The organism is Ancylobacter mangrovi (assembly GCF_024752335.1).
Lineage (GTDB): Bacteria > Pseudomonadota > Alphaproteobacteria > Rhizobiales > Xanthobacteraceae > Ancylobacter > Ancylobacter mangrovi.
The window spans coordinates 413,842-437,474 of the sequence record NZ_JANTHY010000005.1; the positions used below are offsets into that span (position 1 = coordinate 413,842).

Below are 23,633 nucleotides of genomic sequence, written 5' to 3' on the forward strand. Positions count from 1 at the left end.
GCCGGCCCGTGGCCGCAGTCCACGCGCGGCTTAGCTCTGGACACGGCGTGCCGGGCGAACGAAAACCCCTGCGGAACTTGGACATCGCAGGGAACCGCCGCGCATGAATGCTGATCCGCGAACCGGCCGCCTCGAGCTCGGCTTCGACGTGCCGGCCCTTCCGGGCATGGACGAGGCCGAGATCCAGACACCCTGCCTGGTGCTCGACCTCGATGCGCTGGAGCGGAACATCCGCAAGCTGGGCGCCTATGCGAAGGCCCACGGCATGCGCCACCGCGCCCATGCCAAGATGCACAAGTCGGTCGACATACTGAAGCTCCAGCAGGAGCTGGGCGGCGCGGCCGGCGCCTGCTGCCAGAAGGTGAGCGAGGCCGAGGTGTTCGCGCGCGGCGGCATCGCCGACATCCTGATCTCGAACCAGATCCGTGATCCGCTGAAGATCGACCGGCTGGCGCGCCTGCCCCTGCTCGGCGCGCGCATCAGCGTCTGCGTCGACGACATCGCCAATGTCGCCGAGCTGTCGGCGGCGGCGCAGCGGCATGGCACGCAGCTCGACTGCCTGGTCGAGGTCGATTGCGGAGCCGGACGCTGCGGTGTCGGTTCGCCCGAGGCCGCCGTCGCCATCGCCCGCGCGATCGACGCCGCGCCGGGGCTGAGCTTCGCCGGCCTGCAGGCCTATCACGGCCCCGGCCAGCATGTTGAGGACTTCGCCGAGCGGCAGGCCCGGATGGACGGCGCAGTCGCCATCGCCCGGGCGACGGTCGACGCGCTGACGGCGGCCGGCCTTGCGCCCGCGATCGTCTCCGGCGGAGGGACCGGCAGCTACACCATCGAATCCTCATCGAGCGTCTTCAACGAGCTGCAATGCGGCTCCTACGCCTTCATGGACGCCTCCTATGGCCGCGTGCGCGCCGCCGACGGAAGCCGCCTCGACAAGGGCGAATGGGAGAACGCCCTGTTCGTGCTGACCTCGATCATGTCGCATGCGCGATCCGGCCGGGCGGTGTGTGACGCCGGGCTGAAGGCGCAATCGCTCGATTCCGGCCTGCCGGCCGTGTTCGAGCGCGACGACGTGACCTTCACCGCCTGCAATGACGAGCACGGCATCATCGCCGACCCCGGCGACGTGCTCGCCATCAACGAGAAGCTCCGCCTCGTGCCGGGCCATTGCGACCCGACCTGCAATCTCCACGACTGGTATGTCGGGGTCCGCAACGGCAAGGTCGAGACGCTCTGGCCGGTCTCGGCGCGCGGGAAGATCTACTGACGCCGGCGACGCGCCGGTGGGCGAGCGCCGGTCAGCGCTTCGTCGTCACCTCGACGTCGCCCTTCAGCTGTGAGCAGCAGGCGAGGATGTAGCCCTGGCGCTCCTCGCGGGCGGTGATGCCGCCCTTGTGGGTCATCTCCACCTCGCCCCCGAGCTTCCTCACCCGGCAGGTGCCGCACATGCCCTCCTGGCAGCCGGTCGGGATCACGATTCCGCCCGACCGCGCGGCGGCGAGGACCGTCATGCCGGCGCTCGCCGCGACGGCGCGGCCGTCGATGGTCAGGGTCGGGCCGGCAGCGCCGGATGGCGCCTCCGCAGTCATGACCGCAGCAACGGTCACACTTTCCGTCGCCCTGCCGGCGCCGAAGCTCTCGGTGTGGAAATGCGCCGTCTCGCCGCCCTCGGCGTCGAAGATGCGGCCGATCGCAGCCATGAAGCCGGCCGGCCCGCAGCAGAACACCTCGCGGCGGGCGAGGTCCGGTACCATCAGCGCCATCATGCGCCGGTCGATCATGCCGCGATAGCCGGCCCAGCTCTGGCCGGACGGCACGTCGGCGACCACGGTCACGATCCGCAGATTGGCCATCTGCCGGTCGAGCGCCGCCAGTTCGTCGGCGAACAGCACGTCCTCGGGCGTGCGCGCCGCGTGCAGGAACACCACGTCGACGCACTCGCCGCGGTCGGCGAGCCAGCGCAACATGGACATCATCGGCGTGATGCCGCTACCGCCGGAAATCAGCGCGAAGGCCGGGGCGTAGTGATGGGCGATCGAAAACTGCCCGACCGGCCCGCGCGCCTCGATCTCGAGGCCGGGCTGCAGCGCCTCGTGCATCCAGCGCGTCGCGTGGCCGTCCGGCGCCGCCTTGATGGTCAGCTCCACCTCGCCCGGCCGGGTTGGCGCGGAGGCGATGGTGAAGGTGCGCCACGCCGCGCCCTCTGGCAGGGGCAGCGCGAGCGTCAGCGCCTGGCCCGGCAGGTGCCTGACGGGGCGGCCTTCGACCTCGCGAAAGGCGAAGGTCACGACGTCGGCGGTCTCCCGGCGGCGCCCGACGCAGGCGAGGCGCAGATCCTGGGGCGACATTACTCGGCCGCCACCCGCAGGCCGGACGCGCCCGGCGGCAGATGCGCGGCCATCGTCGTCGTGTACCAGCGATTGAAGTCGAGGATCATGAACTCGCCAGTCGGCGAATAGGGGCCGGGCTCATAGGCGTCCGACTGCACGCCGAGGAAGTTCTGCTCGGCCAGCACCTGGTCCTGCTGGTTGGTGACCTGCCACACCTCGGCGAGGCGGTTCACGTCGTAGTCCCAGCCCTCGATCGCGTCCTCATGCACCAGCCAGGTCGTGCGCACCTCGGTCTCCATCGGGCCGCGCGGCAGCACGCGGAAATGGATGATGTGGTCGGAGAGGAAATGGTTCCAGTTGTTGGGCACGTGGAACATGCGCACCGAGCCGAGGTCGCGCTCGGTCAGGTCGCCCACCAGCTTCTTGCAGGCGGGCCTGCCGTCCATGGTCATCGAGGTCACGCCCTCGTTGAACGGCAGGCGGATGCAGCGGAACTCGATGCCGCCATTCACCGGCTGGTGCGGCAGGCCGAGCGCGTCCCATTCCTCGCCCTTGCGCTTCATCAGATCGCCGAACCAGTGGGTGCGGGTGTCGTTCGGCAGCGCCGCCTCGACCAGCGAGACTAGCAGCTCGGGATGATTGCCGGCGCAGTGGTAGCACTCGCGGTTGTTCTCGATGACCAGCTTCCAGTTGGCCTTCTCGATCAGCACCGACTCGAACGCGACCTTGGTGCGCGAGGGCTGGTGCGGCGCGATGTAGGGCGTGACGGTGCGCTTGAAATGGTCGAGGTCCGGCGGCACCTCGGCGAGGCAGATGTAGACGAGCCCGGCGACGTTCGCGACATGGACCGGCTTCAGCGAATAGCGCTTCGGGTCGAAGTCGTCGGGCATCTGCGTGGCGGCCAGAAGCTTGCCGTCCAGGTCGTAGGTCCACTGGTGATAGGGGCAGACCAGCCGCCCCACCGTGCCCTTATGCTCCTGGCAGATGCGCGATCCGCGATGCCGGCAGGTGTTGTGCCAGGCCTGCACCTCGCCATTATCGTCGCGCACGATGATGATCGAGTTGCGGCCGATCTCGAGCGTGAGGTAGTCGCCCGGCTCCTTCACCTCGCATTCGTTGCAGGCGAACAGCCACTGGGTGCCGAAGACCGCCTTCATCTCCATCTCGTAGACGTCGGCATCGTAGTAGAGCGGCCCCGGCAGGCTGAGGCCCGCCCGGTACTGCGCCATAAGCTCGGACACTTTCTCAATCGCGCTCATCGTCGGCTCCCGGCATTCGACGCCGGCTATTATCCGACTATCCGCGGCCGGGGTCCGTCCCGAATGCGACAGCGGGCGAAAGGGAGGCGACGTCGCCCTGCCCCGCCTGCCGCCGGCCCGCGCGTTCGCGCAGTTCGCTCGGGCGCATGCCGTAGATGCGCTTGAACCACTGGCCGAGATGCGAGGTCGAGGCGAAGCCGACCGCGACCGCGATCTCGAGGATCGGCTGGCTGGTGTAGATCAGCAGTTCGCGGGCCCGGTCGACCCGCAGCGAGAGGTAGTAGCGCGCCGGCGTCATACCGAGATGCTGGTTGAACAGCCGCTCGAGTTGGCGCGGGCTGAGGCCGGCCGCCTGCGCCAGCTCGCCGACGCTGACCGGCATCTCGAGGTTGCGCTGCATGGTCTGCACCGTGCGCTGGAGCGGCGCCGGCAGGCTGCCCACGCGCCGCAGCCGGCCGCCACGCTGCTCGTCATTGGCGTCGCGGATGCGCTCATGGTGGAACTGGTTGGCCACGCGTTGGGCGAGGTCGGGATCGTAGCGATCGGCGATGACGTGCAGCATCATGTCCATCGCCGCCGTGCCGCCCGAGCAGGTCATCCGGTCGCGGTCGATCTCGTAGATCTTGCCGGTCGCGATCACCTTCGGGAAATCCTCCTCGAAGGCGGCGCCGTTCTCCCAGTGGATGGTGCAGCGATAGCCGTCGAGCAGCCCGGCCCAGGCGAGAAGGTAGCTGCCGGTCGAGAGCGAGCCGACCGCGATGCCGCGCCGTGCCGCGCCGCGCAGCACGGCGAGGTAGCGCTTCACATCCTTCGGCGCGATCCGCATGCCGCCGCACACGAAGATGGCATGCGAGCCCTCCAGAGCCTGGTCTACCGGCACGGCGTCGAGCCGGATGCCGTTGGAGGCCACCACCGGCTCGCCGTCGATGCTGCACAGGCGCCAGCGAAACGCCTCGCGCCCGATCAGCCGGTTGGCCGAGCGCAATGGCTCGATGGCCGAGGACAGGCTCATCATCGAGAGGTTTTCGATCAGCAGGAAGCTGAAGGTCAGCGGCTCGGCGACCGCGTCGTAGAACATGCCGGCACCGGAGATGGAGGCGGTGCGTTTAGAATGGCTCGAAAACGTCACCAAAGCAACGAAACCGACATGATCGCGACGGGTATCTGATCTTCAGGAGGCCATCGACATCGACTGCCAGCCCTGAAGCGCCGCCCAGTCGGGCTCCAGATTGGCGAAGCGGCCGAGGCGGAGCGTCGACAGGTCGGCGAAGGAGCAGGCGCCGTCGGTCACGAACTGCTGGATCGCGTGGCCGCTGGCCGGCGACAGGCCGAAGCCGACGCCCGAGAGCGTGGCCACCGTCAGGTTGTTCCAGCCCTCGGGCCGGTCGATCACGGGCCTGCCGTCGGGCGTGTTCTCGATCAGCCCGGCCCAGCTGCGGATGATCTTCACATGGCCGGCGAGCGGCAGCAGCTCGGCGACGCGCTTGCCGATGTTCTGCATCAGCGGGGTGGTGGGGCGCCGGCGCCCGGGCAGTTCCTCGGCCTCGACCCATTCGTGCGGGCCGCCGCCATAGGCGAGGTTGCCGCGCAGCGTCTGCCGGCCATAGAGGCCGTTGCCGTCGACGCCGCCGATCGGCATCAGCGGCAGCGCATCGGTGACGATCATCTCCGCGCGCGCGACCTTCATCGGGATGTCGACGCCCAGCATGGCGGCAAGCCGGCCGGTCTGCGGGCCGGCGGCGATCACGAGGTGGTCGCAGCCGAAGCGGCCCCGGTCGGTCTCGACCGCGGTCACCCGTCCGCCTTCGGTGACAAAGCCGGTGACGGCGGTGTGCTGCATCACCTTGCCGCCGAGGTCCTGCAGCGCCCAGGCGAAGGCCTGCACGGTGCGGTGCGGGTTGGCGTGGCCGCCGAAATGGTAGTAGTGCCCGGCGAACACGTTGTCGCCGGCCAGCGGCACCAGTTCGCGCACCTGCTTCGCGTCGATCTCGTCGATGCGGAAGCCCTGATGGCGGGCGTTCGCCACCGCGCGGCTGTAGAGCGTGAGCTGCTTCTCGTTGAGCGCGATGCGCACGCGGTTCGGCTGGAACTCGGTCGGGTAGCCGAGCAGCTCGTCCATCAACGGCCACAGCCGCTGTTCTTCGGCGAAGAGCGGGGAATGGTGGTGCGAGCAGCCGCCGCCATTACGGCCCGAGGCCTCCCAGCCGACGATGCCCTTCTCGATCACCAGCACATCCACGCCGCTGCGCGCCAGCCACCAGGCGGCGCTGAGGCCTGTCACCCCGCCGCCGACCACGATCACGGACGCGCCAGTGCCGCCCTCGGCCTCGCTGATCTCATTCGCTGGCATGGGGCTTTTCCACAGCTAGGCTGGCCACGGTGTATTCCTCGTCGACGTCCCAGAACGGCACCCACTGCCGGGGCATGCCGAACCAGGAATCCCACTGCTCGCCGAAGGCCGGGTCTTCCGCATGCGGCGATGCGGCGGCGAGAGGCAGCGGGCGGACCGGCGCGCGGTAGCCGGCCAATGGCACCGCGCCGAGCGGCACGGCGGCCTGCAGGGCGAGCAGGGCCTGCACCTGCTCGCGGCAGCGCCGTCCCTGGCACGGGCCCATGCCGGCGCGGGTCAGGCGCTTGACCTGGTCGGGATTGGGCGGACTCTCGCCGAGGATCGCGGCGAGCGTACGCTCTCGGTTGTCGGCCGCCTGCCAGTCGAGATAGCGCGGCGGGCGGACCTCGAGGATCTCCCGCGCGGTGACCTCCTCGCACTGGCAGACATAGGGCTCGCCCTCGGCCTCAATGATGCTCGCGCGCACCCAGTCCTTGCGGTAGGCGCCGATGTCGTAGGCTGGCGCGCCGGGCTCCGGCGCGAGCGTGGCCTCCTCGCCCGGCCGACCGAGGGAGGCCGCCGCCGCGGCCACCGCGTGGCGCGCCTCGGCCTCGGCGATGGCGGCGTCGCGGCTCTTGGCGGGCCAGATGCCCGCGACGTCGCCCACCGCCTGGATGATGTCGACGCTGGTGCGCGCCTCCGCGTCGAGCACCGGCGTGAAGCCGCCGCGTTCGGGCTGGAAGGCCAGACGGCAGCCGGCGGCGTCGAGCAGGTCGACCATCGGCACCGCGCCGATGCCGAGCACGATGAGATCGCAGGCGAGCGTACCCGCGCGGGTGCGCGCGCCGCGCACGCCATCGAGCCCGGTCTCGACCGCGCGCACCACCTCGCCGCAGCGCAGCTCGATCCCCGCCTCGCGCAGCTTCGCGACCAGATCGGCCGGGCCGACCGGCGCGGACGCCTGCTCGATCACGGCGGCGATCTCCACGCCCCGCTCGTGCAGGCACAGCGCCGCCAGCAGCGCCTCGGCGGTGGTGCCGAGCACGACGGCGCGGCGACCCTCGAGGGCGCCGTAGCGCGTCGCGAGCTGGACCGCCGCGGTCGCGCCCATGACGCCGGGCTGCTCCCATCCGGGAAAGGCGAGACCCATGTCGCGCCGCCCGGTGGCGACGATGGCGCGCTCGAAGCTGACGAGATGCGTGCCGTTCTCCTCGTCGGCGAGGCCGGCGAGCGGCGCCGGCATCCAGCCGAGATTGGCACCGTTGACATAGAGCCCCCAGCAGGCAGTGCCGAGCCGCACGTCGATGTCGAGCTCGAAGGCATCGGCGATGGCGGGCGCGCTCTCCAGCATCGCCTCCATCATGGCGTTGCGGTTGCGCGCGACGCCGCCGACCCGGCCGCCGAAATGCAGCGGCACGCTCTCGCCCATGGTCTCGAACGGCACCGGGTTCTCGTCGACCAGCATCACCGACAGGCCGCGCCGCGCCCCCTCGATCGCCGCGGCGAGGCCAGCCGGACCGGCCCCCACGACCAGAAGCTGGGCGTGGCCCTCGACGGTGAGCGTCTTGCCGGCGACGGAGCGAGGGTCGAGCGTCATGCCGCCTCTCCGATCGGCTCCAGCACCAGCTCGGCGAGGTCCGCGGCCGGCGCGCCGGTGCCCATGCCGGCGACCAGCGTCTCGATCGCCTGCCGCCGGTTGTCGCCGAGCCGGCCAGCGAGCGCCCGGTACTTGGTGGCGATTTCCGCATCCGAGAGCGGATCGGCCGGCCCGCCATGCGCCTCGGTCCATTCCGAGGTGAAGCGGCGCCCGTCGCGCGTCCCGAGCGAGACGACGGCGAAGCGCTCGGCCGGGAAGCGGGCGCAGATCTCCGGCTCCTCGACCAGCCGGATGGAGGCGGAGAGGTTCAGCACCTCCTCGTCCCGCAGCCCGGCGCCGGTAATCTCGTCGGCGCCGATGCGCCCACGCAGGATCATGGCGGCGAGCGGGAACGGCAGGCTGTACTGCGCCTCCTCCGTCGTCGCCGGGCGGGCGGAAGCGAGGCGCACCGCCTCGGCGAAGGTCCTCACCTCGACATCGGCGATGTCGGCGCCGGTGAGGCCGTGCTCGGCCATCAGGCGCCGGGCGGCCTCCACCGCCGGCTGCGCCCAGCGGCACACCGGATAGGGCTTGAAGTACTGCTCGAGGATCATCCAGCGCGAGCCGAGGTCGCCCCATAGCGACTGTTGCCCGGGCGCCTCCATGGTCAGCGCCGGCGCGCCGGTGAAACCGTCGGCGGCGAGATAGGCGGCGGAGACGCCGACCAGCGCACCCCAGCCCGAGCCGTCCTTCAGCATGGTGGGGTAGTCGATGCAGCGCATCATCTGGCTGCGGGGCCCGTGATACTCGGCGGTGCCGAGCGCCTCGCGCGTCTGCGCCGATGAGAGCTTCATCAGCCGGGCGCCGAGCGCGGCGCAGGCGAGCGAGTTCCAGGCGCCGGAGGTGTGATAGTCGCAGGCGCTGGCATGGAGCGCGATGCCGGCGCGCGTCGCAATCTCGTAGCCGATGACGATCGAGGTCAGCACCTCGCGGTCGTCAAGGGCGAGGTTCTCGCCCTCCCAGAAGGCGAGCAGGGCGGGCAGGATGGCGACGCCGGCATGGCCCTTGGTCAGGGCGTGGCCGTCATGGGCGTCGAAGGAATCGATGAGCGAGGCGCCGGCATAGGCGGCCCCCACCGGCGAGACCCGCCGGCCGTCGAAGATCATGCGCGCGCCGCGCCCCTCGCCGGCACCGAAATGGCGCGCCGCGTTGTTGGTGACGATGCGCGCCAGCTCGGTGCGGCGTCCGCTCGCGGCGACGCCGACGAGGTCGAGCAGGCAGCGCCGCGCGAGCGCCGCGACGGGAGCCGGCAGGTCGGAATAGCTCAGCTCATGGATGAAGTTCTGGACGTTCATGATGTCGCCTTTGGACGACCGGCCATCGGCGCATCCGCCCTGGCCCGGCACATCCTCATCCTTGCAACGGACGCGCGCTGCGCCACCCTCGATTTTGCGACGAGCGCAATCAGGAACGCGACATCCGCTCCCGCTCCGTGGCTACGCGCTGTGCTGAATCGCCCCTACCCTTTCGTGAGGCAGGCCATGCCGGACCGAACATCGGCTCAGAACGAAATGGTGCGCAGCCGACCCTCGTAGTCACGCTTGCCGAGCGGCACGCCTCGCATGCGCAGGATGTTGTAGGCGGTGACGGCGTGGAAATGGACGTTCGGCAGGGAGAAGGAAAGGATGAAGGTCTCCGGCGTGAAGGCGAGCCGCCGTGGACCGATCTGGAGGTCCAGATACCTGCCCGCGCAACCGTCGATCTCTTCGGGCACGAACGCCTCCAGCGCCGTTTCCGCCTTGCCGATCATCGCCTGAAGGTCAGCGAAGGGAACGGGTCCGACCAGGGCAGGAGGGGCGAAGGCGCCGGTCCTGAGGGCCTCGACGCCCCACACCGAATGATGCCACGCCGCTTCGATCTGGAAATGGAACGGTGCCATGTCGTCGAAGAGGCGGGTGTTCACGACATCGTCGGGATCGACTCCGGCATCCGCAAAGTGCGTTGCCGCGCGGCCGAGAAAGCCTCCGACGGCTCTTACGGTCTGCAGGAAGGTCGGCACGCTGAGGTCGTAGAGTGATGTCCGCATCGCCTGCCTATCGCGCGCAATGTGGATCATTGTGAGCGGCCAGCGTGACGGCCGCAACTGCATGCGCCGAGAACATCCGGCCGGCGGGCTGTGCGTCTTCGCTGCGCCTGGGCCAGGATGGCGGGATCGTCACCCCAGCCGGTAAAGGTCCGAACGGCGGTCGGCGAGATAGTCGTGGCCGGACCGCCAGGCATCGACGGTGGCGCGCTTCACGGCGGCCTCGACGATGGCCGGCTCCGCGCCGGACGCGGCGGCGAGCACCGAGCCGTCCGGCGCGGTGATCCGGCTCATGCCGATGAAATCGAACGTCGCGTCGGGACCGGCGGCATTGGCGTAGACGACATGGCAGCCGTTCTCGTAGCCGCGTGCGGGCACCAGCGCCTCGGGCACTACGGTGTAGGGATGGCTGGTCGCGCTGATGACGACCAGCGTGTCGGCGCCGCGCAGCGCGAGGTCGCGCGCGGCTTCGGCGAATTCGAGGTCGTAGCAGATCAGCAGGCCGAGCTTCAGCGCGCCCCATTCCATCACGGGTGACGGCCGGCCGGGCGCGAACAGGCCGCGCTCATGCGGCCCCCAGAGATTGACCTTGCGATAATTGCCGCGGATCGCCCCATCGGGCCCGATAGCGAGCGCCGAATTATAGCGCGCCTCCCCGGCCTGCTCGGCATAGCCGGCGATGAAACCCTTCCCCGCCCGGCGGGCGAGGTCGCGGACTTGTCCGATGAAGGGAGAATCCTGCGCGACGGCGAGCCGGCGCACCCGCTCGGCGTCGCCATAGCCGCAGAGGGCGAGCTCGGGCAGCACGATCAGCCCGGCCTCGGGCGCACCGGCGACGGCGCGCTCCAGCATGGCGATGGCCTCGTCATGGCTTTCCGGCGGCGTGCCCATCTGCGCCACCGCGACGCGCAGCTCGTCCGTCATGTTCCGTCCCTCAACGCAAGGGGCCGGGGCCCGTGAGGCCCCGGCCCGATGGATGGCATCACCCGATGCGGCGGGCGCCTTGCCTCACTTCGGAATGAAGCCCTTTTCCTTCAGATAGTCCTCGGCCACCTTCTCGACGTCCACACCGTCTATATCGGCGCGGCCGTTGAGCTTGATCTGGGTGGCGGTGTCGAGCGAGTTGGTGACCGCCTCGATCGCCGGACCGATTTCCGGGTGCTTGGCGAGCACGTCGTCGCGCACCGTGATGGCGGCGTTGTAGGCCGGGAAGAACAGCTTGTCGTCGTCGAGCACGGCGAGGCCGACCTTGCCGATGCGCGCATCGGTGGCGAAGGCGACGATGACGTCGACTGAGCCGCTGTCGATCGCCGTGTACATCAGCCCGATCTCCATCGGCTTGATGGAGCCGAACTTGAAGCCGTAATGCTTGCTCATGCCCGGATAGCCGTCGAGCGGGCGCGCGGCGAACTCGACCGACGAGCCGAGCGTCCACTTGGGCGCGTAGGGCGCAAGATCGGAGATGGTCTTGATCTTGAGCTCCTTGGCCTTGTCCTCCTTCAGCGCCAGCGCATAGGTGTTGTTGAAGCTGGTCGGGGACAGCCAGGTGATCTTGTACGTGTCCTTGTAGGCGTCGCGGACGGTCTCGTACGCCTTCTTCGGATCGGTGATCGGGTCCTTCTTGAGGACGTTGGCGAGCGCGTCGCCGGTGTAGTCCGGCAGCACGTCGATGGCGCCGGAGATGATCGCCTGCTGCGCGATGCCGGTGCCGCCGAGATTGGGGAAGCGTTCGACCGGCAGGCCGAGCTTCTTCTCGATCACCAGCGCCGCCATGATGCCGAGCATGGCCTGCTCGGTGATGTTCGGCCAGCCGATCTTGATGGGTTCCTCCGCCTTCGCCTTGGAGGCGGAGATGGTGGTGAGCGCCAGCGTCGCCGCGGCAGCGGCGCAGACGGCGCGGCGGGTTAAGAGCCGTGTCATGCGTTCTTTTCCTCTGGATGTGAGACGCTGTTGCCCGCGTCGTGATTGAGCCTGCCTTCGCGTGGAATCGTGACCTCCCATGTTCTTGTCTTGGCGAGGCTTTCTCCCTCGAACAGGTCGAGCCTCGCGGTGAGGTGGAAGCTGTCGGCATCGCCGCTCATGCGCGCGAGGCTCTCGGTGCGGACCGACCAGTCGCCGCGCGCCATCGTCATGGTCCAGCCGGTCTCGATGCGCGCGGAAAGCGGATCGCCGGCCTCGACGTCGTAGGTCTCGTCGTTGATGCGGCCGATCACCATGCCGCTGGGCTCGATCCGCTCGTCCCCATAGTCGAGCCGCACATGCATGCGGCGGGTGCCGGAGACGAGCTCGGAGGACAGCTCGCGGCGGAAGCTTCCCGCGCGCGTCGTGGTGCGCGGCTCGGGCGGCGGCGCCTGCGGCGGGTCCATGTCGGGCAGGAACCGCGAGCCGGCGCCGGGCTGCCAGACCGGCAGGCGCAGCGCGCTGGCGCCGGTGAAGAGGCTCAGCGTCGCCGGCTCGGGCGCGGGCCAGGCGGTCGGCCAGTAGGAGGTCGACACGGCGAGGCGGATGCGGTGGCCGACCTTGAAGCGATGGGCGATGTCGTTCAGCCCGATCTCGACCCGGTAGCGCCACCCCGGCTCCAGCGCGACGAAGCGCTCGTGCCCCTCGATGTGGTTGAGGTTGAGAAGCCCGTAACTGACCCGCGACGAGACGCCGTCGGGCGCGACATCGTTCAGCCGCACGGCAACCATGGCGCACGGGCGGTCGACCGAGAGGTCGAGGGCGAGCACCGGCCGGCCGATGACCGCCAGCTCCGCGTCGAGCGGTACGGTGTCGAAGCACAGCGAGCGCCCGTCATCCTCGCGCTGGTCGGTCGGCTGGTCGGCGGCGACGCCATAGGCGCACCACTCCCCCGCGCCGAAGCCGTTGTCGAGCGGGCTCAGATGGCGGAGCTCAGTGGCCGGCGGCGGCATGTCCGCGAGGCCGACCCTGCCGAGGAACAGGCGCCGCTCGGTCGTGTCCGGCGAGGGCCAGGCGTCGAAGCCGACCCAGCGGCCGCGCCGCGACAGATGGGCGGGGTCGGCCGGCAGTTCGTCCTGCAGCCAGACGCGCAGCGCCGGCTCGCCTTCCACCCCGGTATCGACGCCCTTCAGCCAGCGGTCCCACCAGCGCAGCGCCTCGCCGAGGAAGTCGACCTGCGGGCCGGGAACGGCGAGATGGGGATAGTCGTGCCCCCACGGGCCGATCAGCCCCTTGCAGCGGCCGGGAAGGCCGGAAACCAGCCGGAGGACGGCGTTGGTGTAGGAATCCGACCAGCCGCCGACCGCGAGCACCGGCACGTCGATGCGCGCGAAATCCTCGCACACGGAGCCGTGGCGCCAATAGGCGTCGCGCAGCGGGTGGCGGGTCCATTCGGCGATGAAAAGCTGCGCGTTGTCGACCCGCTCCAGCCACATCTGCCGCCAGCGCTCGCCGACCACCTCGGGATCGGGCGGCCGCGAGAGATCGGCGAAGAAGGTCTGCGACCAGGTGAGGTTGGCGCTCAGCGGACAGCCGCCCATGTAGTGCACGTCGTCGGCGTAGCGGTCGTCGGTCGAGCCGACGGTGATGATGGCCTTCAGCGCCGGCGGGCGCAGCGCGGCGACCTGCAGCGCGTTGAAGCCGCCCCACGAGATGCCCATCATGCCGATGCGCCCGTCGCACCAGGGCTGGGCGGCGATCCATTCCAGCGCCGCCAGCGCGTCCGCCTGCTCCTGCGCGGTGTATTCGTCCGTCAGCAGCCCCTCGGAATCGCCCGAGCCCCTTATGTCGATGCGCAGCGCCGCATAGCCGTGCCCGGCGAAGAAGGGATGCACGCGCTGGTCGCGCCCCGACATGGCGTCGGACTTGCGGTAGGGGATGTACTCGACGATCGCCGGCACCGGCCCCTCGTGCCCGGCCGGCAACCAGAGCCGCGCGGCGAGGCGCACGCCGTCCGGCATCGGGATCCAGACATGGCGTCGGCAGTCGACATCGTGGGGAGCCGCGGCCTGTTGCATCCTCGCGGTCCTCAGCCGGTGCTCGCGCGAAGCAGGTCGCGTATGTGCAGGCTGCCGCCGCCCTCGACCGCGAGCGCGTCGTGGCCGGTGTCGAGCATGCGCAGGAAGGCGGCCTCCAGCGTCGCGCCGCCCTCGATGGCCGGTGCTCCCGCGCTGGCGGGCGCGTCGGTCATGGCGGAGGAGACCGGCAGCGTGCTCAGCAGCTTCACCAGCCGGTCATGGCCGATGAGCTCGGCGACGAAGCCGTCCTTCGGGTGGCGCAGGATGTCGACCGGCGTCTCGTGCTGGACCAGCCGGCCCGCGCGCAGCACCGCCACCTTGTCGCCGAGACGGACCGCCTCGTCCATGTCGTGGGTGACGATGACGATGGTCTTGCGCACCTTGCTCTGGATCGCCAGCAGCTCGTCCTGGATGCGCACCCGGGTGATCGGATCGAGCGCACCGAACGGCTCGTCCATCAGCAGCACCGGCGGATCGGCGGCGAGCGCGCGGGCGACGCCGACCCGCTGCTGCTGGCCGCCGGAAAGGCTGCGCGGAAACCGCGCGCGGTGCTCCGCCGGCAGGCCGACCAGCGCCAGCAACTCGTCGATGCGCGCGTCGATGCGGGCCTTGTTCCAGCCGAGCAGCCTCGGCACGATGGCGATGTTCTCGGCCACGCTCATATGCGGGAACAGCCCGACATACTGGATGACGTAGCCGATCATCCGCCGCAGCTCCTTGAGCGGCATGTGAGAGATCGGCCGGTCGCCGAGGAATATCTCGCCGCTCGACGGCTCGATGAGACGGTTGATCATCTTCATCGTCGTCGTCTTGCCGCAGCCGGACGGCCCGACGAGCGCGAGGATGCTGCCCGCCTCGATGGTCAGCGACAGGCGGTCCACCGCCGGCGGGTTGCCGGGGAACTCCTTCGTGACCTCGCGGAATTCGACCTGAAGCGCCATCTGCGCGCCTCCTATGATACGCGCCGGCTGGCGAAACGCTCCAGCCCGAACAGCAGGTAGTTGACGGTGACGGCGAGCAGCGCGGTGAGCCCGGAGCCGATGAGGAGCGGCGTCGTGTCCATGCGGGAAATGCCCTGCAGGATCAACGTGCCGAGGCTGTCGACGCCGATATAGGCGGTGAGCGTCAGCACCGAGACCAGCATCACCGCCGAGACCCGCACGCCGGCGATGACCACCGGCAGCACCGCCGGCGCCTCTACCCGCAGCAGGATCTGCGACGAGGACATGCCCATGCCGCGCGCCGCCTCGATCATGCGCGGATCGATGGAGGCGAGGCCGCTCGCCGTGTTGCGCAGGATCGGCAGCACGCCCTTCACGAACAGCGGGATCAGCGCGCCGGAAATGCCGATGCCGAGGAACGGGATCGACAGCGCCAGCAGCACGATCTCCGGGCACGCCTGCAGGACGTTCACCACCGGCACGATCAGCGCGCCGAGCCAGCGTATGCGGTGGATCAGCGTGCCAAGCGTCACGCCGAGCGCGATCGCCGCCGTCAGCGCGATGGCGAACAGCATCACGTGCTGTTCCAGGAGGTACAGGATGTTGTCGCCGAAGATGTCGATATAGTCCGCGAAGCTCATGGCGCGGTCACCTCCCGCGAGCGGGAGAGGCGCTGCTCGGCGAGCTTCAGCAGCCAGTCGGCGCCGAGCGCCATGGCCAGCACCGGGACGCTGCCGGCGATCACCAGGTTCCACGACATGATGGAGATGCCGCGGAAGATGAAGTCGCCGAGCCCGCCGGCCGCGATCAGCGAGGCGAGCGTGACCATGCCGATCGCGTTGACCACCGCCACCCGCAGTCCCGCGAAGATCACCGGCAGGGCGAGCGGCAGTTCGACCCGCACCAGCCGGGTCAGCCGTCCCATGCCCATGCCGACGGCGACCTCGTTGAGGTTCGGGTCGATATTGGCGAGGCCGGTATAGGTGTTCTGCACCACCGGCAGCAGCGAATAGAGCACCACCGCGACGATCGCCGGGACCACGCCGATGCCGAGCGGCGGGATCATCAGGCCGAACAGCGCCAGCGTCGGCACGGTGTAGATGATGCTCACCGTGTTCAGCACCAGCGTCGCCACCAGCCGGTTCATGTGGCTGAGGATGCCGAGCGGCAGGCCGATGCCGAGCGCCAGCCCGACCGCCATCAGCGACAGCCGCAGGTGCCACCAGGACACGGCGAGGATGTCCTCCCAGCGGCTGGTCAGGAAATCATAGAGGCCCATCAGACCCCGTCCCCCGACATGCCGGCGCGCGGCGTCTCGATCGTCCATTCCCGCGCGAAGATGCGCTCGCCATGGTCGTAGGCGTCGTATTCGGCATGGAGCCGCCAGCCGGTCGCGGTGGCGGTCAGCGTGCTGCGGGTCTCGATGCGGGCCTGCCAGTCGCCGCGGATGAACTCGGCCTTGCGGAAGGCAAAGGACGAGGCTTCGCCCGGATCGTCGCGCACGGTCGAATAGGTCTCGCTACCGAGCGCGCGCAGTTCGAGCCCGGTCTCCCTGATGCGGATGGCGCCGAGATTGCGCACCACCTCGACCGTGGCGCGCCCGGTCGCAACCTCATGGGTGATGGCGAGCCGGCCGCGCGCGGGCGCCTCGATCACGTCCGTCTCCAGCGGCGGCGGCGACCATGGCGCGCCGAGATCGGGCGCCTCGGCCCCCTCCCCGCGCCGCACCGGCAGCGCGAGCGAGCATTGCTCAATGGTCGCAGTCGCCGCGACCGGCAGCGGCATGGTCAGCGGCCAGTACTGCGTCGAGACGGCGAGCCGCAGCCTGTGGCCGGCAGGCACGCGATAGCCGGTCACCTTGAGCGGCACTCTCACCTCGATGTGGCTCCCGGGCACCAGCGGCTTGCCGTGCGCGAAGCCGTCGCGATGCGCGAGATTGATCAGCCCGTAGGTGACGCGGGCGCTGGTGCCGTCCGGCGCAACCGCATTGAGGCGAAGGGCGAGCACCGCCTCGGGCCGGTCGACCGTCAGCACCAGCTTCACCTCGGGCCGGCCGAGGACCTCGACCGGCTCATCAAGCGGCGCGGTGTCGAAGCAGGCCGAGCCGGCATCGTCCTCGCGCTGGTCGCCGGGCATGTCAGGCCCCCAGCCATAGGGGCACCACTCGCCCGAGGCGAGGCCGACCGTCGCCGGCGACTTCACACTCGCAGCGAAAGGCGCGCCGGCCTCGGCCCGCAGGGCGCCGGCGGCGAGATTGAACGTGCGGGTCTCGACATTGGCGCTCGGCCAATGCGCCTCCGCGATCCAGCGGCCGGCCCGCCGCTCATATTGCGGGCGGGGCGGCTCATAGTCCTGCATCCACGCGGTCAGCATCGGCTCGGCCTCGACGCCGTTGTCGACGCCCTTCATCCAGCGGTCGAACCAGCGCACCGCGAGGCCGATGAAATCGAAGCCGGGACCGGGAGTGGCGACATGCGAATAGGCGTGGCCGCCGGGGCCGATCACGCCCTTGCGCGGGCCGGAGAGATGGCTCAGCAGCCGGTGCACCGCGTTGGTGTAGCCGTCCGCCCAGCCGCCGACGGCGAGCACCGGCACCTCGATGCGGGCATAGTCCTCGCATACCGAGCCGCTCTGCCAGTAGGCGTCGCGGTCGGCGTGGCGCATCCAGCGCGCGGCCGGCGGCTCGCTGATCGCATTCATGCGATCGAGCCACATCGCGCGCCAGCGTTCGCCGACGATCTCCGGATCGGGCGGGGGCGCGAGCCAGGTGAACAGGGTCGAGCCGTACTGCAGATTATCGTTCAGCAGCGCGCCGCCCATATAGTGCATGTCGTCGGCGAAGCGGTCGTCGGAGCCGCAGGTGGTGACGATGGCCTTCAGCGCCGGCGGCCGGGTGGCGGCGATCTGTAGCGCGTTGAATGCGCTCCAGGAAAGGCCGATCAGACCGACCGCGCCCGAGCACCAGGGCTGGGCCGCGATCCAGGCGATCACCTCGTTCGCGTCCGCCCGTTCCTGCGGGGTGTATTCGTCGTCCATCGTGCCGTCGGAATCGCCCGAGCCGCGCATGTCGACGCGGATCGCCGCGTAACCGGCGGCGGCGAGGCCCGGATGCAGGATGGCGTCGTCGCCGCGATGACGGTCGCGCCGCCGGTAGGGAAGATACTCGAGCACCGCCGGAACCGGGCCCTCACCCTCCGGCAGCCAGAGGCGCGCGGCCAGGCGGCAGCCATCTTTGAGGACGATCCAGAGGGTCTCTTCGGCGGGCATGGCGTCCTGTCGGGTATCGGTGGCGGCGTTGCCCACTGATACACGCCATACGGCACGCGGGAGCCACGTATCCGACTTAAGACGTCAGATTGACGACAGAGGCATCCCTCCCGCGCCCGGCACATGGGCAGAGTGCGCCGCCGCACAATTTGCGGGCATAGGGTGTGGCGGCGCAGGGTCGGGGACGCGAGACCGGTAACGCTCGCGAGTGCGGGGCCGGCCGTGCCGCGCACATGCAGGACGATCCCGAAGGCCGGTACCTGCCGCGCGTGGGGGGCGATGGAGCAGAGAGGCAGGGACGCGCCGCAGCCCTCCCCGTTCGAAGCCGGCGACCGGCCCTCCGGCGTTCATCGGGTCTCGATGAACCGCTCCAGCTTGCCCAGCGTCTGCTGGCCCAGTTCCACCGCGCCGAATCCCTTCGCCGTCTGAAACTCGGCCTCGGTGCTGAACACCATGCCCAGCGTCACCCTGGTCGCCCCGCCCTCATCCTCGAACGAGGCCCAGGCGTCGGCGTGCTTCGGCCCGTTCTCGCCCCAGAGCAGCGCGTAGCCGATCCTCTCCTCGGGCCGGACCTCGTGGTAGCGATGGTGGTTCGTGAACACCGTACCGTCCGGCCCGATCATGTCGAACACCCATTCGCCGTCTGCCCGCAGGTCGATCCTCTTGGTGCGGCAGGAGAACCCGTCCGGCCCCCACCATCGCGGCAGCGTCTCGGGGTTCATCCACGTGTTCCAGACGATGCTCCGCGGCGCGCGGATCACCCGCTCCAGCACCATGGTCCGCGCCGCCACGCCGGCGAGATTGTCCAGCCCCGCGCCGAACCCCTGCCGGTAGCCGGCCTCCATGTCGGCGGCCAGCGCGGAAAGCTGCACCGTCACGACCAGACGGCTGCGCTCGCCGGCGCCGGAAAAATCGGCCGTCACCAGCGCGGCCGACAGGGTCGCGCCCTCCGACGCGAGCACTTCGTAGTTCACGCTGCGCTGCCCCGGCTGCAATGCGAGCCAGCCGCACTCGCAGCATATGTCCGGCTGACCCTCGACCTTGCACAGCGAGACCTCGCGCCCGCCGACCCGGGTGTCGGCCTCCAGGAACTCCACGGTGACGGAGGGGGTGGGCGCGGACCAGACCGCCCGCGCGGCCGGGGCCGTCCACGCCTGCCACAGCGTCGGCAATGGCGCGGCCACCTCCCGCTCGAAGGTCAGCGTCGCGAAGCGGCCCTCGGCGCCGCGCGCCGCCGGCATTGCGTCCGGATTGAAGTTCGACGTCATTTCGCGCGCTCCTTCGCTGCCTTGATCGCAAAAGCCTCCAGCCGGTCGAGGCGGGATTCCCACACGGCCCGCTGCTCGTCGAGCCATGTCCGCGCCGGCTCCAGCGCCGCCGGCACGATGGCGCAGGTGCGCACCCGCCCGTCCTTGGAGGTGGCGATCAGACCCGCCTCCTCCAGCACCGAGAGATGCCGCATCACCGTGGGCAGCCTCAGGCCGGTGGGCTCCGACAGGTCGGTGACCCGCGCCGGTCCCTCCGCCAGCCGCGCCAGGATGGAGCGGCGGGTGGTGTCGGCCAGGGCATGGAAGAGCAGCGAAAGTTCCGGATGATGCTTAGCCATGTCGCTAACTATCATCCGCCGCATCGCCGGCGCAAGGAAAACTTTGCCGATCGGCTAAGTGTCGGCGGCAAGGCGGGTGGACCATGGACTGGCCGCCATGCCGGGACGCGCATCTCTCACGATTTCAGGGAAGCTCGCCGAGATGCCGGCGCACCCATTCGGCCTCTTCCGAGGCGGTGCGCCGGAAGTGCCGCTTGAAGTCGCGGCTGAACTGGGCCGGGCTGGCATAGCCGACCGATGCGGCGACGTCGGCGATCGTCCTGTCCCGGCGGGCGATGATCAGCCGCGCCTCGTGGAGCCGCATCGCCTTGACGTACTGAATCGGCGTACTGCCCGTCAGGGCCTTGAAGTGGACGTGGTAGGAGGGGACGCTCATGCCCGCCTCGCTCGCCAGCTCCGCGACCGAAATCCCCGCCGCGTGGTGTTCGCGCAGGCGCGCGATGCTTTGCACGATGCGCCCGGAAGGCCCGCGCTGCTGCAGCGCCGCGATCATCGCCCCGCCCTGCGGGCCGACCAGCACCCGGTAATGCAGCTCCCTCAAGAGGCCCGCGCCGAGCACCTCGATCTCGACCGGATCGCGCAGAGCCCGCAGCAGGCGCAGCACCACATCCTCGATTCCCGGCTCCATCCGGCTCGATGTCAGGCTCTTCGCCCGGCCAGCCACTGCCCGCCCGCTGGTCCGGGCGGCGATCTCGGCGGCGAGCCGCATGTCGAAGTCGACATAGACCGCGAGCAGCGGCCGTTCGGGGCTGGCGAGCGATTCCATCCGGAACGGGACCGGCACCGAGACGGCCAGATAGTGCTCCTCGTCATAGCGATAGACCTCGCCTTCGAGCATCCCCCGCTTGCTGCCCTGCAGCACGAAGACCGCCCCCGGCTTGTAGAGCACGGGAACGTCGTGAAGCACCGCCTCGGTCCTGAGAATGCGCACGCCCTGAAGCGACGTCGCATTGTATCCCTCGCGGGAAGCCAGGCGCCCGGCCAGCTCCACCAGCTCGCGGCGCGGCGCCGAGGCCTGCTCCATCTTCATAGGATTCGACAAGACACTCATAGTTTCAGCGGTCGATATGCGCTCCATCGGATATTATTGATCAATGCCAGGCAGCGATCAACAGGAGACGCCAGCATGGCACCCAAGACCTTCTTCATCACCGGCGCGAATTCCGGCTTCGGATTCGCAATCGCGGCCGCGGCCAGCCGCAGCGGCCACACTGTCATCGCCGCCGTCCGCTCGCCGAAATCGCGGGCCGATCTCGCCGAACGCCTACCGGAAGCGCGGCCGGTCCTGTGCGACGTGACGGAATTCGACCGGATCGCGGACATCGTCCGGCAGGCCGAGGAAGATCACGGCCCGGTCGACGTGCTGATCAACAATGCCGGCTACGGCCACGAGGGCATCCTCGAGGAATCGCCCCTTGAGGAGATGCGAAAGCAGTTCGACGTGAACGTCTTCGGCGCCGTCGCCGTCGCCAAGGCGTTCCTGCCGCGGTTCCGCGAGCGGCGCCGCGGATTCATCGTCAACGTGACCTCGATGGGCGGCATGATCACCATGCCCGGCATCGCCTATTACTGCGGCAGCAAGTTCGCCCTTCAGGGCATCTCAGAAGTCATGCGCGCGGAGATGGCGCCGTTCGGCGTCCATGTGACGGCGCTGTGCCCCGGCTCCTTCCGCACCGACTGGGCCGGGCGCTCGATGGTCCGAACCGAGCGGTCCATCGCCGATTACGACCCGCTGTTCGACCCGATCCGGCAGGCGCGCCAGGCCAAGAGCGGCAAGCAGCTCGGCGACCCCGACAAGCTCGCCGCAGCGGTGCTGGATCTGGTCGACTCCGACAACCCGCCGCCCCAGCTCCTGCTCGGCAGCGACGCGCTAAAGCTGGTGTCGGACCGGATCGAACGGCTGAAGCAGGAAATCGCGGCGTGGGAGGCACTCACCGTTTCGACGGACGGCTGAGGGTTTTGCGGAGGGGCGCATGGCCGGCGCCGTCACGCGGTTCATCCCGTCCACGGGTGCGTGGGCGGGAATCGGCGGCTCTGTCGTAGTGGAGAGGGCAATGAGCGGCGAATGGCGGGACGAAGACGAAAAAACGGAGAACTATAAGTACGCCATAGCCCTTCAAAATTGGGGGAAAGATCGAATGACTACAGTGGGGTGGGAAGCGGACTGTCCGGTATTTAGTTTCCGTGCTGAGATAGCGGCCATAGTGAGCCGCTAGGGCTCGCTGCTCCAAAACCGAATAAATTCGCTGCGCATTGACGGCAAACCCTTGATCCAGCTGCCCACCAAAGACGCTAGCCTTAGTTCAAGGAGAACAGCTAAAGCACGAACGAACCGAATAACTGTTACGATTGTAACCTCCGGGTCGGAGGGTCGTCGCCCTATGCGGAGGGCGCAAATCACTCTAGCACTCTTGTCAGACTTGCAGCTATGAATGCTTTTATCGACTTCGAACGTCGTTTGGGGGACGGATGCCTGGCTCGATCGAAATCTGCAATCTGCGCAATATTCAGCGCTTGAAATTCTCCATTCCCGATCGAGGCGTGTGGCTGCTAACCGGAGCCAATGGAGCGGGAAAGACCTCGCTGCTAGCCTGCATTCGGCGATTGGGAAATCGCAATGCTTTTCCCGTACATTTCCCATCGTCCCTGCGTTCAAATCGCCTCGACAACCACGCAACGGGAACTGTGACTTACGAAGTCAATGGATCCACGGTCGAGTACGCCTATCGGGGCGAGCGTTGGACCCCACGGCCCCGCAGCGCGTCGCATATGTTCAATAGCTTCGGGTATTCTTCGGTCACCTACATTGGTGCAACGGCGGATCGCATAACGCCGAGGCCCGAGGACTTCGACACGCGACACATCAAAACCGTCGACAAGCAAATTATCGCCGCGGCCAACCAGATCTTCCAGACCGACAAATTCTCGAATCTGCGCTCGATCAATCTCTCCCGGGGCATCGGCAATGATGCCTTTGTGTTGTCCTTGGGCACGTCACCCCAAACCTATCACTCGGAAAAGCACTTCAGCCTTGGGGAGCTGTGCGTTCTAAAACTGCTGCGTTTGTTGAAGAACGTTGCTAACAACAGCATGATTATCGTGGACGAGCTGGAGATGGCCCTCCACCCGCGCGCGCAGGTGGAACTGCTGCGCTATCTTGAGCAGCAAGCCAAAGCCAAATCGCTGACGGTGATCTTCTCGACCCACTCGGTTACCCTGCTCAAGACGATCGACCGCTCTCGCATCATTTATCTGGAGAAGCAGGACGACGGCGAGATCAGACCGATCGTGGGTTGCTTCCCGACATACGCCATTGGCAACATCGCATCGGACGAGGAGGCCCTTCCCGATATCATGCTATACGTGGAAGATCTCCTCGCCAGAGATTTCTTGAACTCGTTCTACGAGCTTTTCGTAAACGAGAAATACACCGATCCCACTCTTCGTCCATCGGCAAAGATCGTGCCCGTGGGAGGGTTCAACGAAGTGATCGGATTCTTGGACCGCAATCGTTCCGTGCTTCCGGTTTCGGTCAAGCAAATGGCCGTGCTCGACAATGACGTTTCAAGTGAGGTGATTTCGGCTTGGAGAAAAGCGAACAATCATTCCAAGCTGGCCAAATACGATGAGCTGAAGAAGCAGATCGCGTTTCTGCCGTTCACTCCCGAGGTTGGATTGATGGAGTATGCGGCCAGCAATCCTATGGCCTTCGAACAGAAGCTGCGCGAAAGATTTCGAGACAATCTGCTGCAGGTAAGAAACATTATCTTGAAATACGACACAACTTTGACAGCCTCCCTCCAGAGGAGGGCAGCGAAAGCCATTGTCGAGGAGATGACGGAGTATCTGAAGACGCGCACCCAAGGAACCGACGATGTGATCAGAGAGAAACTGTCTGGAGTTTTTGCCACATCGTCTTGGCCCGCGCACAAAGCCACCTTTATGAGTCTGCTCGGCGGTCTCGTGTAAGACCTTGCCGTTGCCCACTTGACCTTGGCATCGACGCCCCTGCACCAAGCGGCGATCGGCAGGCAACGGGTGGGCCGCTTATGGCAGGTCCATTCCAACCAGTCCCGACGAAAGTGCGGTGGCAGCTTTCGGGAAGCCGATCGCTACCTCTGAGTGTCCGGAATTGGGTCGATTCCGTTGAAAAAGTCGATGTTGCTGCGGGCTCGAAGTCCTGATTCAGTTGTCCTCAGGGATGGAGGACAGGCCGATGATGGGCGAGCGAATGGGGGCGCAGGAGGCGCTGTTCTACGAGTTTA

20 protein-coding genes are annotated in these 23,633 nt (G+C 68.3%); 3 read left to right on the top strand and 17 right to left on the bottom strand.

What is annotated here, in order from left to right; translation table 11 throughout:
• Positions 1-103 precede the first annotated feature (103 nt).
• Positions 104-1,267 (top strand): 3-hydroxy-D-aspartate aldolase BhcC, encoded by a 1,164-nt coding sequence (gene bhcC, locus NVS83_RS15330; RefSeq protein WP_258740089.1) that lies wholly within the window; start codon positions 104-106, stop codon positions 1,265-1,267.
• A gap of 31 nt (positions 1,268-1,298) precedes the next feature.
• Here bhcC and NVS83_RS15335 read toward each other — a convergent pair whose 3' ends face one another.
• The 17 genes from NVS83_RS15335 to NVS83_RS15415 form a co-directional block, all read right to left on the bottom strand.
• On the bottom strand, positions 1,299-2,348 hold the full coding sequence (locus NVS83_RS15335; protein ID WP_258740090.1) for an FAD-binding oxidoreductase: 1,050 nt from the start codon (positions 2,346-2,348) through the stop codon (positions 1,299-1,301).
• Positions 2,348-3,589 (bottom strand): aromatic ring-hydroxylating oxygenase subunit alpha, encoded by a 1,242-nt coding sequence (locus NVS83_RS15340; RefSeq protein WP_258740091.1) that lies wholly within the window; start codon positions 3,587-3,589, stop codon positions 2,348-2,350. The genes NVS83_RS15335 and NVS83_RS15340 overlap by 1 nt, the downstream gene beginning before the upstream one ends.
• A 37-nt stretch (positions 3,590-3,626) precedes the next feature.
• Positions 3,627-4,667: a GlxA family transcriptional regulator gene (locus NVS83_RS15345; RefSeq protein WP_258740092.1), complete on the bottom strand. Its 1,041-nt coding sequence runs from the start codon at positions 4,665-4,667 to the stop codon at positions 3,627-3,629.
• 93 nt (positions 4,668-4,760) lie between these two features.
• Complete coding sequence (locus NVS83_RS15350; protein WP_258740093.1) at positions 4,761-5,939, bottom strand: NAD(P)/FAD-dependent oxidoreductase; 1,179 nt, start codon at positions 5,937-5,939, stop codon at positions 4,761-4,763.
• Positions 5,926-7,515: an FAD/NAD(P)-dependent oxidoreductase gene (locus NVS83_RS15355; protein WP_258740094.1), complete on the bottom strand. Its 1,590-nt coding sequence runs from the start codon at positions 7,513-7,515 to the stop codon at positions 5,926-5,928. Before NVS83_RS15355 ends, NVS83_RS15350 begins: the two co-directional genes overlap by 14 nt.
• Positions 7,512-8,849: an MmgE/PrpD family protein gene (locus NVS83_RS15360; protein WP_258740095.1), complete on the bottom strand. Its 1,338-nt coding sequence runs from the start codon at positions 8,847-8,849 to the stop codon at positions 7,512-7,514. The genes NVS83_RS15355 and NVS83_RS15360 overlap by 4 nt, the downstream gene beginning before the upstream one ends.
• Positions 8,850-9,055: 206 nt before the next feature.
• Positions 9,056-9,610, bottom strand: a complete 555-nt coding sequence (locus NVS83_RS15365; protein ID WP_258740096.1) for a DUF1993 domain-containing protein — start codon at positions 9,608-9,610, stop codon at positions 9,056-9,058.
• 99 nt (positions 9,611-9,709) lie between these two features.
• Positions 9,710-10,501, bottom strand: coding sequence for a nitrilase-related carbon-nitrogen hydrolase (locus NVS83_RS15370; RefSeq protein WP_258740097.1), 792 nt, complete (start codon positions 10,499-10,501; stop codon positions 9,710-9,712).
• A gap of 84 nt (positions 10,502-10,585) precedes the next feature.
• Positions 10,586-11,497 carry an ABC transporter substrate-binding protein gene (locus tag NVS83_RS15375; RefSeq protein ID WP_258740098.1) on the bottom strand — a complete coding sequence of 304 codons (912 nt, stop codon included), beginning with the start codon at positions 11,495-11,497 and terminating at the stop codon, positions 10,586-10,588.
• The gene (locus NVS83_RS15380) at positions 11,494-13,554 is read right to left on the bottom strand and encodes a CocE/NonD family hydrolase (protein WP_258740099.1); all 2,061 of its coding nucleotides are present in this window, start codon (positions 13,552-13,554) and stop codon (positions 11,494-11,496) included. Before NVS83_RS15380 ends, NVS83_RS15375 begins: the two co-directional genes overlap by 4 nt.
• Positions 13,555-13,565: 11 nt before the next feature.
• Complete coding sequence (locus NVS83_RS15385) at positions 13,566-14,495, bottom strand: ABC transporter ATP-binding protein (RefSeq protein ID WP_258740100.1); 930 nt, start codon at positions 14,493-14,495, stop codon at positions 13,566-13,568.
• A gap of 11 nt (positions 14,496-14,506) precedes the next feature.
• On the bottom strand, positions 14,507-15,136 hold the full coding sequence (locus tag NVS83_RS15390; protein ID WP_258740101.1) for an ABC transporter permease: 630 nt from the start codon (positions 15,134-15,136) through the stop codon (positions 14,507-14,509).
• Complete coding sequence (locus NVS83_RS15395) at positions 15,133-15,774, bottom strand: ABC transporter permease (RefSeq protein WP_258740102.1); 642 nt, start codon at positions 15,772-15,774, stop codon at positions 15,133-15,135. The genes NVS83_RS15390 and NVS83_RS15395 overlap by 4 nt, the downstream gene beginning before the upstream one ends.
• Positions 15,774-17,762, bottom strand: coding sequence for a CocE/NonD family hydrolase (locus NVS83_RS15400; protein ID WP_258740103.1), 1,989 nt, complete (start codon positions 17,760-17,762; stop codon positions 15,774-15,776). Before NVS83_RS15400 ends, NVS83_RS15395 begins: the two co-directional genes overlap by 1 nt.
• A 347-nt stretch (positions 17,763-18,109) precedes the next feature.
• Entirely contained in the window at positions 18,110-19,030 is a 921-nt protein-coding gene (locus NVS83_RS15405) for an SRPBCC family protein (protein ID WP_258740104.1), read from the bottom strand.
• A complete protein-coding gene (locus NVS83_RS15410; RefSeq protein ID WP_258740105.1) occupies positions 19,027-19,368 on the bottom strand; it encodes an ArsR/SmtB family transcription factor in 342 nt (113 codons plus the stop codon). Before NVS83_RS15410 ends, NVS83_RS15405 begins: the two co-directional genes overlap by 4 nt.
• A 124-nt stretch (positions 19,369-19,492) precedes the next feature.
• Entirely contained in the window at positions 19,493-20,419 is a 927-nt protein-coding gene (locus NVS83_RS15415; protein WP_258740106.1) for an AraC family transcriptional regulator, read from the bottom strand.
• Between the two features lie 75 nt (positions 20,420-20,494).
• On the opposite strand from NVS83_RS15415, the gene NVS83_RS15420 reads away from it, so the two are divergent.
• Together NVS83_RS15420 and NVS83_RS15425 are read left to right on the top strand one after the other, a co-directional pair.
• Positions 20,495-21,322, top strand: a complete 828-nt coding sequence (locus tag NVS83_RS15420) for an oxidoreductase (RefSeq protein ID WP_258740107.1) — start codon at positions 20,495-20,497, stop codon at positions 21,320-21,322.
• Positions 21,323-21,837: 515 nt separating this feature from the next.
• Positions 21,838-23,337: an ATP-dependent nuclease gene (locus NVS83_RS15425; protein WP_258740108.1), complete on the top strand. Its 1,500-nt coding sequence runs from the start codon at positions 21,838-21,840 to the stop codon at positions 23,335-23,337.
• The last annotated feature ends 296 nt before the right edge of the window (positions 23,338-23,633 follow it).

Coding starts and splice junctions, on each gene's coding strand:
- NVS83_RS15400 (WP_258740103.1), bottom strand. CDS start 17,762: ATGCCCGCCGAAGAGACCCTCTGGATCGTCCTCAAAGATGGCTGCCGC.
- NVS83_RS15420 (WP_258740107.1), top strand. CDS start 20,495: ATGGCACCCAAGACCTTCTTCATCACCGGCGCGAATTCCGGCTTCGGA.
- NVS83_RS15345 (WP_258740092.1), bottom strand. CDS start 4,667: ATGTTCTACGACGCGGTCGCCGAGCCGCTGACCTTCAGCTTCCTGCTG.
- NVS83_RS15425 (WP_258740108.1), top strand. CDS start 21,838: ATGCCTGGCTCGATCGAAATCTGCAATCTGCGCAATATTCAGCGCTTG.
- NVS83_RS15365 (WP_258740096.1), bottom strand. CDS start 9,610: ATGATCCACATTGCGCGCGATAGGCAGGCGATGCGGACATCACTCTAC.
- NVS83_RS15380 (WP_258740099.1), bottom strand. CDS start 13,554: ATGCAACAGGCCGCGGCTCCCCACGATGTCGACTGCCGACGCCATGTC.
- NVS83_RS15360 (WP_258740095.1), bottom strand. CDS start 8,849: ATGAACGTCCAGAACTTCATCCATGAGCTGAGCTATTCCGACCTGCCG.
- bhcC (WP_258740089.1), top strand. CDS start 104: ATGAATGCTGATCCGCGAACCGGCCGCCTCGAGCTCGGCTTCGACGTG.
- NVS83_RS15405 (WP_258740104.1), bottom strand. CDS start 19,030: ATGACGTCGAACTTCAATCCGGACGCAATGCCGGCGGCGCGCGGCGCC.
- NVS83_RS15385 (WP_258740100.1), bottom strand. CDS start 14,495: ATGGCGCTTCAGGTCGAATTCCGCGAGGTCACGAAGGAGTTCCCCGGC.
- NVS83_RS15355 (WP_258740094.1), bottom strand. CDS start 7,515: ATGACGCTCGACCCTCGCTCCGTCGCCGGCAAGACGCTCACCGTCGAG.
- NVS83_RS15390 (WP_258740101.1), bottom strand. CDS start 15,136: ATGAGCTTCGCGGACTATATCGACATCTTCGGCGACAACATCCTGTAC.
- NVS83_RS15395 (WP_258740102.1), bottom strand. CDS start 15,774: ATGGGCCTCTATGATTTCCTGACCAGCCGCTGGGAGGACATCCTCGCC.
- NVS83_RS15375 (WP_258740098.1), bottom strand. CDS start 11,497: ATGACACGGCTCTTAACCCGCCGCGCCGTCTGCGCCGCTGCCGCGGCG.
- NVS83_RS15370 (WP_258740097.1), bottom strand. CDS start 10,501: ATGACGGACGAGCTGCGCGTCGCGGTGGCGCAGATGGGCACGCCGCCG.
- NVS83_RS15340 (WP_258740091.1), bottom strand. CDS start 3,589: ATGAGCGCGATTGAGAAAGTGTCCGAGCTTATGGCGCAGTACCGGGCG.
- NVS83_RS15350 (WP_258740093.1), bottom strand. CDS start 5,939: ATGCCAGCGAATGAGATCAGCGAGGCCGAGGGCGGCACTGGCGCGTCC.
- NVS83_RS15335 (WP_258740090.1), bottom strand. CDS start 2,348: ATGTCGCCCCAGGATCTGCGCCTCGCCTGCGTCGGGCGCCGCCGGGAG.
- NVS83_RS15410 (WP_258740105.1), bottom strand. CDS start 19,368: ATGGCTAAGCATCATCCGGAACTTTCGCTGCTCTTCCATGCCCTGGCC.
- NVS83_RS15415 (WP_258740106.1), bottom strand. CDS start 20,419: ATGAGTGTCTTGTCGAATCCTATGAAGATGGAGCAGGCCTCGGCGCCG.